Annotated in this window: 14 protein-coding genes; 7 read left to right on the top strand and 7 right to left on the bottom strand. The window is 64.9% G+C overall.

Annotated elements, in window-relative coordinates; all coding sequences use genetic code 11:
* On the top strand, nt 1-674 hold a 674-nt coding region (locus IE243_RS14030), incomplete at its 5' end, for an IS3 family transposase (protein WP_191320017.1).
* Between the two features lie 210 nt (nt 675-884).
* Here the strand turns inward: IE243_RS14030 and IE243_RS14025 are convergent.
* From IE243_RS14025 to IE243_RS14010, 4 genes are all read right to left on the bottom strand, one after another.
* The gene (locus IE243_RS14025) at nt 885-1,928 is read right to left on the bottom strand and encodes a phosphotransferase (RefSeq protein WP_191320016.1); all 1,044 of its coding nucleotides are present in this window, start codon (nt 1,926-1,928) and stop codon (nt 885-887) included.
* Nucleotides 1,925-3,016 (bottom strand): Rv3169 family protein, encoded by a 1,092-nt coding sequence (locus IE243_RS14020; protein WP_191320015.1) that lies wholly within the window; start codon nt 3,014-3,016, stop codon nt 1,925-1,927. Before IE243_RS14020 ends, IE243_RS14025 begins: the two co-directional genes overlap by 4 nt.
* Before the next feature lie 367 nt (nt 3,017-3,383).
* Nucleotides 3,384-4,007, bottom strand: a complete 624-nt coding sequence (locus IE243_RS14015) for an NADPH-dependent FMN reductase (RefSeq protein ID WP_244643168.1) — start codon at nt 4,005-4,007, stop codon at nt 3,384-3,386.
* Between the two features lie 137 nt (nt 4,008-4,144).
* The gene (locus IE243_RS14010) at nt 4,145-5,371 is read right to left on the bottom strand and encodes an LLM class flavin-dependent oxidoreductase (RefSeq protein ID WP_191320014.1); all 1,227 of its coding nucleotides are present in this window, start codon (nt 5,369-5,371) and stop codon (nt 4,145-4,147) included.
* A gap of 344 nt (nt 5,372-5,715) precedes the next feature.
* On the opposite strand from IE243_RS14010, the gene IE243_RS14005 reads away from it, so the two are divergent.
* Entirely contained in the window at nt 5,716-6,396 is a 681-nt protein-coding gene (locus IE243_RS14005) for a TetR/AcrR family transcriptional regulator (protein ID WP_191320013.1), read from the top strand.
* Between the two features lie 71 nt (nt 6,397-6,467).
* Here IE243_RS14005 and IE243_RS14000 read toward each other — a convergent pair whose 3' ends face one another.
* Nucleotides 6,468-7,691, bottom strand: a complete 1,224-nt coding sequence (locus IE243_RS14000) for an ABC transporter substrate-binding protein (protein ID WP_191320012.1) — start codon at nt 7,689-7,691, stop codon at nt 6,468-6,470.
* Nucleotides 7,692-7,990: 299 nt separating this feature from the next.
* Here IE243_RS14000 and IE243_RS13995 point away from each other — a divergent pair, with 299 nt between their 5' ends.
* Entirely contained in the window at nt 7,991-9,055 is a 1,065-nt protein-coding gene (locus IE243_RS13995; RefSeq protein ID WP_191320011.1) for a phosphotransferase family protein, read from the top strand.
* A gap of 198 nt (nt 9,056-9,253) precedes the next feature.
* Here IE243_RS13995 and IE243_RS13990 read toward each other — a convergent pair whose 3' ends face one another.
* Nucleotides 9,254-10,528: an acyl-CoA dehydrogenase family protein gene (locus IE243_RS13990; RefSeq protein ID WP_191320010.1), complete on the bottom strand. Its 1,275-nt coding sequence runs from the start codon at nt 10,526-10,528 to the stop codon at nt 9,254-9,256.
* A 138-nt stretch (nt 10,529-10,666) separates the two neighbouring features.
* Between IE243_RS13990 and IE243_RS13985 the strand changes: the two genes are divergently transcribed.
* Together IE243_RS13985 and IE243_RS13980 are read left to right on the top strand one after the other, a co-directional pair.
* A complete protein-coding gene (locus tag IE243_RS13985) occupies nt 10,667-11,059 on the top strand; it encodes a hypothetical protein (protein ID WP_191320009.1) in 393 nt (130 codons plus the stop codon).
* A gap of 135 nt (nt 11,060-11,194) precedes the next feature.
* Nucleotides 11,195-12,457 (top strand): TetR/AcrR family transcriptional regulator, encoded by a 1,263-nt coding sequence (locus IE243_RS13980; protein ID WP_191320008.1) that lies wholly within the window; start codon nt 11,195-11,197, stop codon nt 12,455-12,457.
* A 34-nt stretch (nt 12,458-12,491) separates the two neighbouring features.
* Here IE243_RS13980 and IE243_RS13975 read toward each other — a convergent pair whose 3' ends face one another.
* Nucleotides 12,492-13,631: an acyl-CoA dehydrogenase family protein gene (locus tag IE243_RS13975; RefSeq protein WP_191320007.1), complete on the bottom strand. Its 1,140-nt coding sequence runs from the start codon at nt 13,629-13,631 to the stop codon at nt 12,492-12,494.
* Nucleotides 13,632-13,826: 195 nt separating this feature from the next.
* Here IE243_RS13975 and IE243_RS13970 point away from each other — a divergent pair, with 195 nt between their 5' ends.
* Nucleotides 13,827-15,050, top strand: a complete 1,224-nt coding sequence (locus IE243_RS13970) for an acyl-CoA dehydrogenase family protein (protein ID WP_191320006.1) — start codon at nt 13,827-13,829, stop codon at nt 15,048-15,050.
* A 581-nt stretch (nt 15,051-15,631) separates the two neighbouring features.
* The gene (locus IE243_RS13965; protein WP_244643167.1) at nt 15,632-16,414 is read left to right on the top strand and encodes a Crp/Fnr family transcriptional regulator; all 783 of its coding nucleotides are present in this window, start codon (nt 15,632-15,634) and stop codon (nt 16,412-16,414) included.
* Nucleotides 16,415-16,588 lie beyond the last annotated feature (174 nt).

Raw genomic sequence — 16,588 nt, 5'->3', positions numbered from 1 at the left:
ATGGTCGTCCTCGTATGACGATGGAGTTGAAGGAGGCCGGCCTCGATGTCGGTGAGCGTCGGGTTGGTCGGCTGATGCGGATCAACTCGCTCAAGCCGGTTCGCACCCGCAAGCACAAGGTCACGACCGACAGCCACCACCGCCTGGGTGTCGCGGCCAACTGGCTAGATGGCGATTTCGCGGCCGATGCACCCAACCGCAAATGGGCTGGAGACATCACCTATATCTGGACGTCAGAGGGCTGGCTCTATCTTGCCGTTATCCTCGATCTGCATAGTCGCCGCGTCGTGGGCTGGGCGGTCAGCGACCGGATGAAGAAGGATCTGGCGATCAGGGCGCTGGACATGGCCGTTCGGCTGCGCCGACCGCCGGAAGGTTGCATCTTCCACTCAGATCGCGGCAGTCCGTATTGTTCCTACGACTACCAGAAGAAACTGCAGGCCTACGGCCTGCGACCGTCGATGAGTGGCAAGGGCAACTGCTACGACAACTCCGCTGTCGAGACGTTCTTCAAATCGCTGAAGGCAGAGCTGATCTGGCGGCAAAGCTGGCCGACACGGCGCCAGGCCGAGACCGCCATCTTCCAGTACATCAACGGGTTCTACAACACCCGTCGTCGACACTCATATCTGGGCGGCATCAGCCCCCTCGCATTCGAAGCCAAGGTGGCATAGTGAGATAGGTGACCGGCGCAAAATCGTTACAAGTCCAGGACAGCCACCTCAACTCACAGAGCAGGGGAGCGCAGGCCCATTACGGCATCTAGGTGAAACAGACAAAAACCAAACCAAGAATCCTCAAACCGAATTGTGTTCTTCCGTTTGTACATGTTGCAATTTCGGACGGTGCTCGTTCGCGGCAAGCTGCGCCCGCCAACGAGGCCCTCAGAGCAGATCGAGGCTGCCCAGTGCCAGCGACTGGCGCGCAGGACGCTCGGCCATCACGGCGAACATTTCATCTCCCCGTTCGGTGCGGGCCACGCTCATGGAGGCAAACACTGCCATGAAGTAACCGCTGAGGGCGCCGATGCGGTAGTCGGTCCACAATCCGTCGGCGTCCGGCGTGATGCCGGCTGCGGCAAGCCCCTTGATCCAATGGTCGAATGCGGGCCGATCCGCTGCGGCGCGCTCCATCGGGTCGGCGATGCTGGTGCCGACCAGATAGGCGATATCGGTAGCGCCGCTGCCGCGTCCCAGGGTTTGCCAGTCCACCAGCCAGCATTGCGGGGCATCCGGCGCAAACAGCACATTGTCGATGCGCAGGTCGCCGTGAACCAGGGTGCGCGCCGCATGTCTGCGGGCCAGATAGGCGTCCAGGCGCTGGACGAGGCCGGCGCCAAGATCCAGCACCTCGGGCGCCAGCCGGCTGGCGTAGCGCTCCCTGAATCCCTCATAAAACCGGGGAAACAGCGCGCGGACGGTATCGCCGCTGTCCCGCGCCAGCCAGGAAAGCTGGTCGAGACGCGGGTCATTCCACAAGAGTGCGTGCAACCGCGCCGCCGCTGTGATGCACGGTTTGAGAGCGTCGAGCTCAAGCCCGGCCAGCTGGTCGCCCTGGCGAGCCGGGGCGAGGTCAGAAAGCACCAGGATGAAATTGACGTCGTCCGGCGCGATGGCCGCATGATGGCAAACGGGCGCAGGGACGCCGCTTCCGGCCGCAAGCTCCTGGTACCAGCTGACCTCCTTCACGTAGGTTCCGGTCAGCGCCGCGATATGGCGGCTGGCCTCATCATGACTGGGGCATTTGATGATGACGCTCGACGGGCCGGTCGCGCCGTCGCGCCAGTCCAGCATCAGGCGGAAGCTGTCGCACATCTGCCCGGTGCCGACCTTCTCCGCGGAAAAACCGCGCAGGGCGTCAGCCCCCTGACCAAGAGCCGTCGCCAGCCAGGCCGGGTTCATGGCTTCAGGCGTTGTCGGGAAGGTCATGGCGTCGGCTCCATGAGGCCCGATAGTCCGGTCGGCGCATGGGGACCGACGAACATCTGCTCCAGCACGCCAAGACCCCGACGCTGGGCGCCATCGCCCGTCAACTCGGCGGTGACGAGGGCCTGAATGTGCATGGCCAGTGGATTGGACCAGTTTCGCGAAGCCTCATCTAGGCTGTCGTGCGCCACGGCGAGGTTCGCGCCATGATCAAGTCCATGGCCCCATTCCGGATGTCCGTAGCCGAGGCCGCTCATCGCAAATACCGGCCCTGCCGGCGCAAGCGTCAGCGCGCGGCCTGGCGCGAGCTCCGCGTGCAGCCGGGCGATGCGGCGGGTTGCCGGTTTCCAGTCGACGGAGAACGTCGCGCCGTCGAAATGGCGCTCGGCTCCGCCGTCGGCAGCAATGACCGCCCGACGGTTCCACGCCTGGCCCGCCGCGTCGTCATTGGTGTGAAAAAACAGCGAGCGATCGTCAAAATTGCACGGAGTCCACAGCCAGAAGAACTGCGAGAAACTGCCGGTTGGCGGCGGTTGCGGTTCGCGCGCGCCGACCGGGCGGATGCCCCAGCTGCGATCACGGGTGCCGCTCCAGCCTGGACCCGCCGTCACGCGCGCGCCATCGATGGACAGCCAGCCCTGCCAGTGGCCGTTCTGGGTCATGCGGGTGTAGTCCATGAACAGGCGCGTGCCGTTGCGGCGGATAAAGCGTGGCTCTTCAATTGGAAAATGCCGGCTGGTGAACGTCAGTTCACCAGCGAGGGGACCATCATTCGGGGCGATGCGCAGGGTGATGACCTCAAGCGGCGCATCGATCGATATGGCGATGGGACCGACCGTCAGATCAAGGCGTTCACCAGCGGACCGGCGGCTGGCGCGCAGATTGTACTGGACGCCGCCAGCCAGGACGCAGAAGGCGGCGTCAACAATGCCAAGCTGCGGATAAAAGCCCATCGCCGCAGCGAAGAACACCGACCCGTCGGGACTGTAGCCGTTGAAGAAATAGCGATCGTAAAAATTACGGTCCGTTCCGGCAAATGCGATGGGTTCACTGGTTTGATGTAATGGGAAATCATCACCCCGAGTCAGCATTTCCTCATCCCTTTCGTTTGAGTTTATTTTGTTTTTTGTTTCCTGACTGAAACAGCTGTTTCGGCCAGGCTTCTGGATGTTATGCCGCAATCCGGCAGACGGCGCGTTATCGTTTTCTGCAAGACAGGCGCGCTGCGCCGACATGGCGATGGTTGCGCCGGAACCATTTTGGGGGGCGCAGCCCCGGGCAGGTGAGGGCGGTCTTGGGGTTCCCGGGTCCTGGCTTTTTGCCAGCGTCCAGGGAGGTTGGCAGAGGGACGACGTCCTGGAACAGGAAATCCGTCAATTCAGGGCTACGGCTGGGCCCCTGACAGCGCCTCGTAAGGCGTCGCCCGTTGGCGGGCGCGCCCTGGGGGCGACAGGTTCCTCAGCCTGCTCTGGCTTCGTGGACCTGGCCAGCTTCGGAGGTCAGGGCGGCCAGGGCGCCCGTCGCTCTGGCAAAGTGCACGACCTGGCGACCGATCGTCTGCAACTGCGCGCGGGCGCCGGCGTCGAGGCCGGAATCCGGCTGGGCGGTATTGATGGCGCCTCCCAGAGGCGTCGGCCAACCGCGCAGGGCATGGACGACGGAGCGCAGGCTGACCAGCGTCGAGCCCGTGGCCTGCCAGCCGGCGGCGCAGGCAATGCATCCGACAGCGCGATTTTCCAGGTACGGCAGCGGGCTGTCGCGCAAATCCTCGACATGATCGAGCGCCTTCTTCACCAGCCCCGAAACGATGCCATGATAACCGGGCGAGGCGATGACGAGGCCCTGGCAGGCCGCGACAAGGCCGATAAAGCGCGCTGCCTTCGCCGTCCGCTCGGGATGATGCGGCGCGTACATCGGGAAGTCGAGATCTTCGCCCACCAGCGCGATGGTTTCGGCGCCAGCGTCTGCGGCGCTGTCGAGGGCGATGCGCAATGCCTTTTCGGTGGAGGAGCCCGGGCGGGTGGTGCCGCCGACGCCAAGGATGAGCGGGCGCCTCCAGTCAGGCGGATGCGTCATGTTCATGCACCGTCTCCGGTGTGCGTCCGGTCGCCGCCGGGTGGCCTGACCAGCAGGACCCCCACGGGCAACCGGATCTGAAAAGAAGATTATACGCCGCGTTGGGGCGCGAACGTTTGCTCACGCCCCCTGCGGCGAAGATTTTACTGGGCGGCTCTGGTCTTGTCGCCCATGCCCATGGCTTCGAGAATTTCGGGACTGATATTGTCAGCGCCCTTCTCGGCGATGTGCTGGGCCACGCGCGCGCCCACGGCCTGCACCTGCTGGCCGAGGAAGGCGGCGTGATTGTCCTTCGCCCAGTTCATCGAGGCTTCGCGATTGACATTGAGCTGCTGGAACTTCGGCGCGACGTACCGGGCGAACAGTTCGTAGGATTTTTTGGTGTTGTCCCAATTGGCCCAGTTGTGGGCCAGGTGCAGATAGGCGCCGAAGCCGCCTGATTGCGCTTCGAGACGCTCGATCTGGGCGATGGCGTCGTCCGGCGTGCCAATCACCGCGAGGCCCGTCGCGTTCATGGCGTCGACCGGATCCACGCCGGCTTCCACCGAAATGGGCAGCGCGGCCACCTCGCGGAAATAGAACAGCCATTTTTCCAGGCCGAACTGCACGTTGGCGCGGGCCTGCTCGCGGGTTTCGGCGATGTGCATGGGACCGACCAGTCGCCATGCGTTGCGGTTCATGGCCTTGCCATGATCAGCGGCGGTCTGCTCGCCGATCGCCCAGTTGGACGACAGGGCGTTAAAGCCGCCAGCGCTCGTGGCCCCCAGCGACAGGATGGCGGCGCCATGGCGGCCGGCGGCCCGCGCGCCGGTGGGCGACACCTGGCTGGCGACGGCGATCTCCACGGACGGGCGGGAGTACGGCGTCATCTGCAATCGCGCGTCCTGCAGGGTGAACCAGTCGGTCTTGCGGCTGACCGTTTCGCCGCGCAGCAGCGGAACCAGCGCGTCCAGCGCCTCATCCATCATGTCGCGCTGCTTCGCCACCTCGATGCCCATCATGTAAGCGTCCGAGGGCAGTGCGCCGGGTCCGACGCCGAACATCACCCGGCCACGGGTGATGTGGTCGAGCTGGTTGATGCGATCGGCCAGCATCAGCGGGTGGTGATAGCTGAGGGACGAGACGCCGGTGCCGAGGCGGATATGCCTGGTGCGCTCCGCCACGGTGGCGATGAACAGCTCCGGGCTGGCGATCAGTTCGTAACCGGCGGAATGGTGCTCGCCGATCCACGCTTCCTCATAGCCAAGCCGGTCCAGCCACTGCACCAGCTCAATATCCCGTTCAAGCGCGAGCGTCGGATTCTCATCCGGCGGATGGAACGGCGCGATGAAGGCGCCAAAACGCAATTTGGCTGGCAACGACGTGGACATGAGCAACCTCCCCTGGCGCCTGCGCCTTGCTGGCAGGTCGCCGCCTGTTGAAGCGGAAGATGGTTGTTGCTGGATTGCCCCGACGCGCTGGCGTCACAGCCTGGCCTGCGAACCCCGGTCCTCCACGCGGGCGTCGTCTCCGGACGCTCCCCGTTGCTGGAACGCTATGGCGGGTGGCATAAGTAGTCAATCGTGACTAGAAATTTTGATGAGGGAACCTGGCAGGCCGGCATTGCGGGTGATCACGCCGGACGGCGGATGAGCAGCCGGGCAACCATGCGGCGTCGACGTCGATGATCTGGTATGACCTTGATCCAGGAAGGCGCAAAACCGTGAACAGGCTGATGACTGCGCAGGATACAGACACGCGAACCCGGACAACTGACGCTGACGATGTTCTGGTTGACGCCAGACGTCGCGCCTTGACGCCGCGGGGGCGCGATACGCGACGCCGGCTGTTGGAGGCGACGGTTTCCTGCCTTAACGCCGTTGGTTACTCTGCGACGACGACCCAGGCGGTGACCGAGGCGGCCGGGGTGAGCCGGGGCTCGCTGCTGCACCAGTTCCAGACCCGCACCCACATGATGGCGGCGGCGGCCGGCTTCGCGATGACCGGTATGATTGACGCCGGTTGCCGGCGCTTCGATACGCTGGCTGATCCCGTCGCCCGGCTCCGCGCCCTTTGCCACATCATCGAGGATGTTCAGCGTCAGCCGGAAGCGTTCGCGCTGAACGAGATCCTGCTTGCCGCGCGCTGGGAGCCGGAGCTGGCGACCTGCCTGCGTCCCCTGGCCGAGACCATTGAGCGCGTGATGGACGCCGACATTGCGCGGATGGCGGCGGAAGCCGGCGTCGTGGATGCGGAGCCGCTGCGCATCCGCTCCCGCGCGATGATCGCCGCCATGCGTGGCTTCTCGATGGAGCTGATGTTCAACGCCGACCGGGCGGCAATTCATCAGGCCATCCGCATGACCCGGGCCGACTACGACGATTTCCTGGCGCGCATACTGGAGGCCGGCGCCTGAGCGCTGGCCCCGCCGGAATGCACGCGGATGGCGGTTGGAGATTGGCTCGCCGCGCGCCGTCCGCGAATGGGTCAGTTGGCCTCTGACCGATCGGTGATGATCTCGCCGAAGCGGATCCAGCGCGCGCCGTCGAAGCGCATCATCTGCATCTGCCGGTTGACCTTGTAGCTGTTCGCCGTCGCCGTCGTGATGCCGGGCAACATGAGATCCGGGTCAAACCCCTGGATGTTGGTGACCTGCTTCATGATGTTGTCGCGCGTCAGGTCATCGCCCGCCTGGCCCAGAATGTGAACCAGCAGTTTCGCCGCCATGTAACCATACATGGCGATGCCGCTGTTGGGGTCTTCGCCGGGCATCCATTGCGCCATGAACGCCTTGAAACGCTTCATGCCCGGATCGTCGGCCCATTGGGCGTCGGTCGGGTCCTTGACGTAGGTCGCGGAGATAATGCCCCGGGCGTTGTCGAAGCCCGCTGGCCGCAGCGTCTCGCTGGGGGCGCTGTTGCTGTCGATGATGTAGACCGGCTTCCAGCCGATCTGCGCCACCTTGCGAATGGCCTGGGCGCCGAATTTCGGCGAGGTGACAGCGAACAGCACGTCCGCGCCCGACGTCCGGAGCTTCACAATTTGCGAATCGATCGTCGGGTCAGCCAGTTCGTAAGGCTCCTCCGCGACAATCATCGTCCGGGCCCTGTCGCCGAGGCCTTCCTTCAGACCGTTGAGGTAATCGCGCCCCTGGTCGTCGTTCTGATACAGGACGCCGATCCGGGCTGCCGGATGTTCCTTCAGGAGGTAAGCGGCGTAAATCTTTGCTTCTGATTTGAAGCCGGGGTTGAACGCCGTCGTCCACGGATAGTTTTTGGGGTCGGTAAAACGGGCGGCGCCCGTTGAAACCAGCAACTGGGGGACTTTCCGGGCATTCAGATATTTCTGCACGGCCGCATTGGCCGGCGCGCCGATGATCTGGAATGTGGTGAGCACCTCATCCTGCTCAACCAGACGCCGCACGTGCTCGACGGTTTTGGGGGGATTATAGGCGTCGTCGTACTGGATGAGATTGATCCTGCGCCCGTTCACGCCGCCCTGCGCATTGATCATGCGGACATAGGCGGCCTCGGCGCGGCCGATCAGCCCATACGCAGAGGCCGGGCCGCTCATCGGCACGGTCTGGCCAATCCGGATTTCCGTGTCGCTGGCGCCCGTATCGTACTGCTTTGCCGCGGCCCACGCCGCGGCGTCTCCCAAAAACATGCTTGCGACCAGCGCGAGGCATGCTGGAAGTCCTGAAGACTTCATGAGGTTTCCTCTCCTTGCGAGCGCGGTCTTTGCCGCGTCGGAAAAAACTAGTCAGCAATGCCTGGGCTGTCGATCCCAATTACGTAACCAGAGGCGAGACTGGCCCCTGGGGTGGCGGCGTCATCGGCATCAGAACGGGCAGGGCGGAGCGTCAGTCGCGCCGACCGGGGCGCGCGTCAGGCGGCGCCGGTCAATGGCGGGGGAAATCCCGCCCAAGCGGGGCTGTGGGATTGACGTTGGGGAACGCCCGTGCAGCATGCGCGCCAACGCAAGTGCTTGATGACAGGGATGGAAACGCAATGAATCTGGGCGATTTGCCGCTCCGGGACGTATTGCCGGCGCACCGCTTTGATGCTGGACGTCTTGAAGACTATCTGGCGGCGCGGATTGCGAATTTCGGCGCGAACATGAACGTCCGCCAGTTTGCCGGCGGCGCGTCGAACCCGACATTTCTGTTGTCGACAGCAGCGCCCGATGGCGACCGGCATTTTGTCCTGCGCAAGAAGCCGCCAGGCAAGCTGCTGGCCAGCGCCCACCAGGTCGATCGCGAGCATCGCGCCATGCAGGCGCTGTCGCAGACCGATGTGCCGGTTCCGGTCATGCGCCACTATTGCGATGATCCGGAGCTTGTCGGCACCGAATTCTACGTCATGGATTTTCTGGATGGACGCGTGTTCCGGGACGCGACCCTGCCGGATCTTTCGCCGGCGGAACGGGCGGCGGTATATGATGGCCTGAACGACGCGCTCGCCCGGCTGCACAAGGTCGATTACAACGCGGTCGGTCTTGGAGATTTTGGCCGCAGCGGCGATTTTTTCGCGCGACAGCTCAAGCGCTGGACGAAGCAGTACCGGGACGCCCAGACCGAAGACATTCCGGCCATGGAGCGTCTGCTGGAGGAACTGCCGGCGCGCATTCCCGCCGATGACGCTTCAACCATCGCCCATGGCGACTATCGTCTTGGCAACGTCATGTTCCATCCCACGGAGCCGCGCGTCATCGCGGTGCTTGACTGGGAGCTGTCGACGATCGGCCACCCGCTCGCCGATCTCGGATACAACTGCTTCATGTGGCACACCGATTCCGTCGAACTCGGCAGCCTGAAGCATGTCGACTTCACCCGGAGCGGCATTCCCACCGAGGCGGACTACGTCGCCGCTTATTGCCGCCGCACCGGACGCGCCGGCATCGACGACTGGAATTTCTATCTGGCGTTCGCGGCTTTTCGTCTGGCGTCGATCACCCAGGGCGTCTACCGCCGTGCGCTCGACGGCAACATTTCCACCGAGCGCGAGGTCGTCAACGGCGCCCAGGACATGTCGGCGGTCGCGCTGGCGCTGCTCCACCGTACGCCGCAGTTCTGAGTTAGGCCCCAGGGCGAAGATCCGCTCCACTGAACGGGTTTTCGCCCTGTCTGACTGGCCGCGTTGCCGGCCGGAAGCTGCTCCGTTCCACTGGAAACGCTCTGGCTGGCCCTGTTTATGGCGACGCATGCAAAAACGCCCCGGGCGCTGGCCCGGGGCGTTTTTGCTTCATCGGCGACAGGCGCCGCCCAGCGTGGATCAGATGTTGATCTCGTAGCGGCCGACGACCATGTGGTGCACCTCGTCCGGGCCATCGGCGAAGCGCAGGTGGCGCACGTCGGTGTACAGTTCGGACAGCGGGAACCACTGGGAGACGCCGGCGGCGCCGTGGATCTGCATGGCCTGGTCGATGATGCGGCAGGCCTTTTCCGGCACCATGGCCTTCACCATGCTGACCCAGACGCGCGCTTCCTTGTTGCCGAGCACGTCCATGGCCTTGGCGGCCTTCAGGACCATCAGGCGCATGGCCTCGATCTCGATGCGGGCGCGGGAGATGTGCTCAAGGTTGCCGCCGAGCAGGGCCAGCTTCTGACCGAAGGCTTCACGGGTGTTGCCGCGCTCGACCATCAGATCCAGCGCCTTCTCGGCCTTGCCGATGGTGCGCATGCAGTGATGGATGCGGCCCGGACCAAGGCGAACCTGCGAGATCTCGAAACCGCGACCTTCGCCGAGCAGGATGTTCTCCTTCGGCACGCGCACGTTGTTGAAGCGGATGTGCATGTGGCCGCGTGGCGCATGGTCATGACCAAACACGTGCATGGGGCCGACGATCTCGACGCCCTTGGCGTCGATCGGCACCAGGATCTGCGACTGCTGCTTCGAGGGAGGCGCGTCCGGGCTGGTCTTGACCATGGTGATCATGATCTTGCAACGCGGGTCGCCGGCGCCGGAGATGTAGAACTTCTCGCCGTTGATCACCCACTCGTCGCCATCGAGCACGGCGGTGGTGCTGACGTTCTTGGCGTCGGAGGAGGCGACGCCCGGTTCGGTCATGGCGTAGGCCGAGCGGATCTCGCCGTTCAGGAGCGGCTCAAGCCACTGCTTCTTCTGCTCGGGCGTGCCGACGCGCTCCAGCACTTCCATGTTGCCGGTGTCCGGCGCCGAGCAGTTCATCACCTCGGAAGCGAGCGGGCTCTTGCCCAGTTCGGCGGCGATGTAAGCGTAGTCGAGGTTGCTGAGGCCGACGCCGGATTCCGCGTCGGGCAGGAAGAAGTTCCACAGGCCTTCGGCCTTGGCCTGGTCCTTGGCCTTCTGCAGGCACTCAAGCTGGCCCGGAGCGAAGCCCCAGCGATCTTTCTTCGTCGCGTCCAGCCGGTAATACTCCACCGACATCGGATCGACGGTGTCGCGGATGAAGCGCTTGACGTGATCGAACAGCGGCCGCGCCTGTTCGGACATGCGCAGGTCGTTCAACTCGCTGTCTGGCGACAGCGAATAAGGCGTCTGGCGCGGCGTATATGCTGCTTTCGTCAATTTCGATCTCCCTACGTGTTATTTTTCGAACGGCTATCTGCAGGCGTTTGCGCCCCGTGGCGCACGTTGACCCCCGGCAGGCCGCCTGTCGTCTGTTTTCTGCGATTGGCGGTTCGCATGCGATTTCATGCGGGCCGCATGAGCTGGAGCAAAATCCGTTCATGCCTGAACCGGATCCCGCCCCATGCTTTTGAACGGTCGCGCTTTCCTCGCGCGAAGCGGGGCCCACTTCGCGAAAAAACGCTCAAGCCAGAATTTCTCCACCTGCATATGCGTTGTCTGACCGTCCTCAGTCAAGGCAAATCGAACGCGGTGTACGCGCTGTCGCGCCGCTGGCGGGTGCATGGCGTGATGACCACATGCAGTGATTTTAACTCATGCGGATTTAACTCGCGTGACGGTGGCTATCGCGTCGCCTCGCGCGCATGGCTGGCGTTTTTCGAAAATGGTGTATGGTCAGTTCTGCCTGCGGCGTTTGCTGGGACGTTTCTTGGGACGTTTCCTGGCGTTTCTCCGGGACGCCCGGAGTGACAGGCGAATTCTGGCCATGACGCTGGCGGCCCGCCGCGGCGTCGGGCCATGGCGTTGGTGAGCGCAAGGGATGGGTGGCGTGAGCGGAGCCAGCATTTTGAGGATCTGCGGCGCGGCCCTGGAGCGTGCCCGGGCATGACGGACGAGGCCGTCGCAGGCCAGGGGCAGACCCGCCGGTTCATGCGCAAGCGTGAGGCCGTTCTCGACGCCGCCGCCCTTCTGTTTAACCAGCGTGGCATTCGCAACGTCACGTTGTCCGACGTCGCCCGCAGCGTCGGCCTCGCCACCAGCAGCGTGACCTATTACTACAAAAAGAAAGATGATCTTGTTCTCGCCTGCATGCGCCGGTCGGTGGAGGTTTTTGAGGAACTGCTTGCCGACGCCGGGAAGGCTGAAGGGCCGGAACAGAAAGTCGCGGCTTTCGTGACCGGCTTTTTTCAACTGCTTGCAGATGTCGAGCGTGGTGAGCGGCCGGACTTTGTGACCTTCTCCGACGTCAGCACCCTGATTGACGGACGCACGGACGTCGGCGCCGGGCACGCCCAGGTGTTCCGGCGCGTCCGTGATCTGATCGACAGCGCCAACCCGGCGCAACTGACGCATGCGGAGCGGAACGCGCGGGCGCATCTGCTGTTCACACTGGCGCAATGGGCCCGTTACTGGATCGACCGGCACGAGGTCGCCGGCTACGCCAGGGCGGCCCGCCGCGCCGCGGATATCCTGCTGCATGGCCTTGGCGGCGCAGGCGCTGTCTGGACGCCGCCGCCTGTCGCCACGCTGACGGCCGCCGCCGTCATGGACGATGTCTCGCCTGACGCGTTTCTTCGCGTCGCCACCCGGCTGATCAACGAAGAGGGCGCGCGGTTCGCCACGGTGGAGCGCATATCGTCGGAGCTCAAGGTCACCCGGGGATCGTTTTATCACCACAACGACAATATCGATGATCTCGTTGTCGCCTGTTTTGAGCGTTCGTTCGAGGTCATCCGGCGCGCCCAGCAACTTGCCGGGGCCTGTGAGACCGGCTGGGAGAAACTGGGCGCGGCCGCATCAGCGCTGGTGCGGTTTCAGCTGTCCGCCGATGGCCCCCTGTTGCGCATGACCGCGCGAAGCCGGCTGCCCGCGACCGTGGCGGACGGGATCTGGCGCACCATGCACCAGCTTTCCGAACACTTCGCCGGGGTGATCGCCGACGGCGTCATCGACGGGTCGATCCGGCCTGTCGACCAGGCCATCGCCGCCCAGATGGTCAGCGGCATGATCAATGCCTCTGCTTCGGCCAGGCGGTGGGTTCCGGACGCATCGCCGGCCAATGTGGTGGATCTTTATGCGCGCCCGCTTTTCATGGGCATCCTGTGCCCGTCAGCGTCTGGCGGCCATGAGGGCGGGCGTCGCGGTTGAAAGGGCGGCGCGCCGTCGCCCTGTTCGTCCATGCTCAGGCGTCCACGGCGCCGGCGTGCCGCCCCAGCCGGGCGTAGCGGGCGACGTGGTAGTCTCGCGAGCCGAACTGGCTCTCAATCACGGTCGCCCGACGGAAGTAGTGTCCCAGCGGCAGTTCCTCGGTCATGCCCATGCCGCCGTGCAGTTGCACCGCGTTCTGGCCGATGAACCGCGCCGATCTGGCGATGGTCGCCTTGGCGGCCGAGGCCGCCCTTGCGCGCTCCGTCGCGTCGGCGTTGAGGCTGGAGACCAGTATCTGCACGGCGGCGGCGGACTGCTCCAGCTCCATGAACATCTCGACCATGCGGTGTTGCAGGCTCTGGAAATCGGCAAGCGCCTGGCCGAACTGGCGGCGTTGCCGGGTATAGGCGACGGTGTCGTCAAGCATGCGCCGCATGACGCCGACCGCCTCGGCGCACAGCGCCGCGATGGCTTCGTCCATGACGGCTTCAATGACCGGCAGCGCGGCGCCTGCTTCCCCCAGCAGGGCGTCGGCCGGAACACGCACCTGCTCCAGCACGATGTCCGAGGCGCCGCGACCGTCGATCAGCCGGTAGTCGTACGCCGACACGCCATGAGCGCCGCGTTCGATCACGAAGAGGGATATGCCGTCGCGGTCGCGCTGGCCGCCCGAGGTGCGGGCGCTCACCAGCAGGTGCGTCGCCGAGGGCGCGCCCATGACCACGGATTTCCTGCCCTCGATCACCCAGCCGCCGTCGCTCTGGCGCGCGCTCGTGGCGACGTCTTCCAGGGCATGACGGGTGGAGGCGTCCCAGGCCGCAAACGCGGTGCGGACCTGGCCGGCCAGGGCGCCGGCGAGCAACTCGCGCGCCAGCGGCGCATCGTGGCGACCCAGCAGGCCGACGCCAATGATCGCCGTTTCGAGGTAGGGCTCGAGAACGAGGGCCTTGCCAAGTTCTTCCATGACGATCATCGCGTTGGCGACGCTGCCGTCAGCCCCGGGCGCCGCGACGCCGAGAATCGCCATGCCTGACGCGAATTCCGACCACACCGGCGGCGAGAAGCCGCCGTCCGCGAGAATGGCGCGCCTGCGCTCGAAGCCGTAGTTCGCCCGCAGATACTGCGACACCGAATTTCTCAACAGGGCCTGTGCTTCATCCGGCGCGAACGTCATTTTCCACCCATCATCGTTCAGTTCGTTGCCACGACATGTGACGGTATTCGCCGGATTGGGCAAGCAGGCTGCCGGCCCCGCAGCAGGTCCCCTGACAGGTTCCTGGCTTGTCGGCCCGCCGCACATGAGGCAAGAGGACTGGAAGAGCGCTCGATACAAGAGCATCGGCAGGAAACGCAGCGAACGGGGCGTCACATGAAGAACCAGGCGGCATTGCAGGCAACTTCGCAAGAAAGTTTGGGCGATGCGCTGCATGGCGCCTTTCGTCAGGAGGTGCGCCGGTTTCTGCAGGAAGAATATCCGCAGGATATTCTGGCCAAGGCGCGCGCCGGCGGCGTGCTGTCGCGGGAGGACCAGATCCGCTCCCAGCAGGCGCTGCAATCGCGGGGCTGGCTCGCGGCGACGTGGCCGGCTGAACATGGTGGCCCTGGTTGGGACCCGGTCCAGCGCTATGTCTTCGAGGACGAGCTTGACCGCGCTGGCGCGCCCACCCTGCAGCCGATGGCGCTCATCTATGTCGGCCCGGTGATCTATACTTTCGGCACCGACGAGCAGAAGCGCCGCTGGCTGCCGGACATTCTGTCCTCGAAAGCCATGTGGGCGCAGGGTTATTCCGAGCCGGAATCCGGCTCTGACCTGGCCAGCCTTGGATTGCGCGCTGACCGCGACGGCGACCACTATATCCTCAACGGCACGAAAATCTGGACGTCCTACGCCCAGTGGGCGGACTGGATTTTCTGTCTGGCGCGAACCTCGCGCGAGGAGCGGAAGCAGGCGGGCATCAGCTTCATCTGCGCCGAGATGTCGTCGCCGGGCATTACCGTGCACCCGATCGTCTCCATCGACGGGTTCCACCACCTCAACCGGGTGGAGTTCGAGAACGTGCGCGTGCCGGTTGACCAGCGCATCGGCGAGGAGGGCAAGGGCTGGCATTACGCCACCTTCCTTCTGCAGAACGAGCGTCTGTCTTACGCCCATGTCTCCCGCCGCAAGGCCGAACTGGACCATCTGCGCAAACTGGCGGCGACCTTGCCGTCGGACTTCGGCGGCGTCATGGCTGACGATCCCGATTTCATCCGCCGTCATGCGGAGAGCGAGATCGCCGTGGGCCTGCTCGAGAAAATGGTGCTGAACGCGCTCATCGCCGCCGACCAGACGACGCCAGCCCAGGTGTCGGTGCTGAAGATCCAGGCCACGGAAATCCAGCAGAAGATCACCGAGCTGGCCATCGACCTGGCGGGCCGCGGCGGCGCGGCGTGGGCCGACCGGGCGCATGACGGCTGGCGTGAGACCATGCCGCTGGTTCCGGCATTCGCCGCGCCGGCCATGGGCGGCTACATGTTCGGACGCGCCGTGACGATCTATGGCGGCGCGACGGAGATCCAGAAAAATCTGGTCTGGCGCATGATCGGAAGGTGAGGCGGAAGTCTCCCGCGCTTCCACCGGATCGTGGAATCCGGCGGAAGCGACCGCCTCCGACACGGGAGCGCGCTCCGGAAAGCGGCGGACGTTTCCGTGCCGGGGAGGGGCGTCAACGGTCGACTGTAGAATGCAAATTCGCGTCTTGGGCGCCGCATGTTAGCCAGGCCAGAGTGGCGTGGTCGTGGGATGGCAGGGCTTCCAGCCATCGGGGTTTTCTCCGACGAAATTGAACCATGAGCCGGCGTGACGAACGCAGGCATTCAGATCGCGCTGCCACCTTTTGCCAATCCTGCCAGTTCGCGCCGACGCTGGCCGCCCGGCTGGCGCGTCATTCCCCGCCCGAACCGGGCGCCGCCTGCGCCGCCTGCGCGCCTGCTGGATCAGGTCCGTCTCCAGCGTAATCCGCCGCCCGCATCCTCGCTGACATGATCCCCGGCCCAATGGAGCCGTTATGATGGGTCCCGCAGGTCCGTCCCCGGTTCTGGCGCCAGTTTTGCTTGGGTGAAGCGCGTGATCAGGGCGGCCTGTTGCTCATGCCGCCGTCAGGCGCAGGTCCGCCAGGAAAGGAGCAGGAGCTATTGGCTGTCAGATCGTCAAAATCGGAGCATCCCCCGCAGGTCGCCGGCGGGGTCCGGTTCGGCGCCATGCTCGTGGGCGATTCCAGCCTGCGCCGGAGCAGCGCGCCTTATCTGCTGGATGGGCTGACGGAGGAGGAGGTGGCTGAGGTGCTGGCGGCCGGCCGGCGGCTGGTGGTGCAACGCGGCGCCCGCGTGTTCTCCCAGGGAGCATTGCAGGACGGCATCTATCTGATCGAAACCGGCCGCATCAAGGTGTTCTACACCGCGCCCACCGGCCGGCAGATCACCCTGGCCTACTGGCACCCGGGGAACTTCGTTGGCGGGCCGGAGATTTTCCGGCGCGGCGTGCATATGTGGTCGGGTTCCGCGGCGGCGAACAGCGCCGTCATCCACCTGCCTGGCAACGCCCTGCAACGCATGGTCGCCGCCATCCCGGCGCTGGCCATGCGGGTGATGGAAGGCCTGATTTTCAAGGGAAAATGTTATTCAGCCCTGGCGCAGATGCTCGGCACCCGCTCCGCCCAGGAGCGGCTGGCCTATCTGCTGCTTCACCTGGCCGATCTCTATGGGGTGGAAGAACAGGGGGGGACGATGATCGCCGCAACCTTCACCCACGCCGACCTCGCCCACATGACAGGCGTTACCCGGCAGGGCGTATCGACCGGCATTCGTCAACTGGGCGAGCGTGGCGTCATCGATATCCGCGACGGCCGCATCGTGGTTTTGCAACCGGACGCGCTGGCGGCGCTGCGGGCCGGTTCAGCGGTGAAAACCGACCCCTGATCCTGATCGTCCGACCCCGGCGCCAGGCTCTCAGCGGATCGCCGCTCAGGCCCCCGAAACCTGCATGGCCATGATCAGGCCAGCCGCCATCATGGCCCAACCGATGGGCGTGGCGAAAATGATCGAACCGGCTGATTTGATGGCGCTCATGTCTTTGTCCCCCGGAAGCATCCC

Origin of the sequence: Camelimonas fluminis, from assembly GCF_014656355.1 — a bacterium.
In the GTDB taxonomy this organism is placed as follows: domain Bacteria; phylum Pseudomonadota; class Alphaproteobacteria; order Rhizobiales; family Beijerinckiaceae; genus Camelimonas; species Camelimonas fluminis.
Note: the sequence above shows the minus strand (reverse complement) of the source record. Positions and strands in the feature narration are given on the sequence as shown.